This is a genomic window from Arthrobacter sp. 179 (genome assembly GCF_052379645.1).
In the GTDB taxonomy this organism is placed as follows: Bacteria; Actinomycetota; Actinomycetes; order Actinomycetales; family Micrococcaceae; genus Arthrobacter_H.
Genome location: NZ_JBQSYU010000057.1, coordinates 1 through 1,260, shown reverse-complemented (window position 1 = coordinate 1,260; position 1,260 = coordinate 1). Strand labels below are relative to the sequence as shown.

Annotated in this window: 1 protein-coding gene; it reads right to left on the bottom strand. The window is 57.9% G+C overall.

The features are described 5' to 3' along the window. Positions 1-33: 33 nt before the first annotated feature. Positions 34-1,181, bottom strand: a protein-coding gene (locus tag ACT3UE_RS15740; protein ID WP_443384263.1) for an IS3 family transposase whose coding sequence is annotated in 2 segments (ribosomal slippage) — positions 34-917 and positions 917-1,181 — 1,149 coding nt in all. Because the reading frame shifts where the segments join, the coding sequence is not laid out codon by codon here. Between the last annotated feature and the right edge of the window lie 79 nt (positions 1,182-1,260).

Here is a 1,260-nt window from a genome sequence, read left to right as displayed (position 1 = left end):
AAATTGGTTGGGTCCCCGTTAGCAGCCCAGCGGCTATGCGATAGCTAATTGGTTCTCTGCAACCCAGCGATCCCAGTGTCTGAACGGCGTCATTCCGCCAAGGGACCCATGAGGACGTTCATGATTGTAGATGTCTTTCCACTCGTCGGCCAAGTACTTTGCCTCGGCCATTGTGTCCATGATTTCTCCGGTGAGTTGTTCCCTCCTGAATTGGGCATTGAATGATTCAGCGAACCCGTTCTGCCACGGCGATCCTGGATCGATAAACGCCGTATTGACTCCGGCCGTGGCGCACCAGTTGATCAGAGCAGCAGCGGTGAACTCCGGCCCGTTATCGGACCGGACGTAAGCCGGAGTGATGCCGGTTTCAGCGATGATGTCCTCCAGAGCGGCGACCACATCCGTGGCGGTAAACGACCGACGAGGAATGATCGCCAGGGCCGTGCGGCTGTACTCATCGATAACGTTAAAGAACCTAATATGCCGGCCGCAGGAGGTCACGTCGGATTGGAAGTCGAAGCTGACCACATGCATCGGATACTCGGCACTGAGCCTCTTCTGCTCACCGGCACCGGGCCCGCTACGGCGTTTCTTGCGTACCTTGGGCTTGCACGTGAGTCCCTCGAGGCGCCAGAGCCGGCGTACGCGCTTCGTGTTCAGCCCCAGCCCATCCCACTGCGGCTGCTCGAGCAGATGCCAGCGCGCTTTACGCCAGCCCCAGGCGGGATACTTCTGAGCCACAGCACGTAGATCAGCGCGCAGCTGGGCCTCTTCGAAGCTGACCGTTGGCAGGCCTTTGCGCAGGGCTGAGCGGTTCTGGCTGAGCACCTTGCAGGCAAATCTTTCAGATGCCCCGAACTTTTCCTGCGCCATACGCACGGCACGGCGGCGTGGTTCGGGGCTTAGAATTTTCCCCGCGCCACCTCGTTGAGAATGTCGATGGCTAGTTCCTTCTCCGCGACCAGCTTCTTTAGCCTGGCGTTCTCCTTTTCGAGGTTTTTGACAGCTTTGGTCTGGTCGGCGTTCTTCTCGGATCCGTACTGCTGAAGCCACCGGTACCAGGTCGCTTCAGTGATCTGCAGTTCCTTGATGACCTCGATCATCGGGCGTCCGTCGTTGAGCATTTTTTGGCCCTGGCGTACTTTCGCGATGACCTGATCAGGGGTATGTCTACGTGCCATATCTGTGAATTTCCTCCTGCATCCATTATCGGATGCGAAACTCACATAGTCACCGGGCTTCTACCAAGGGGCCCAACCA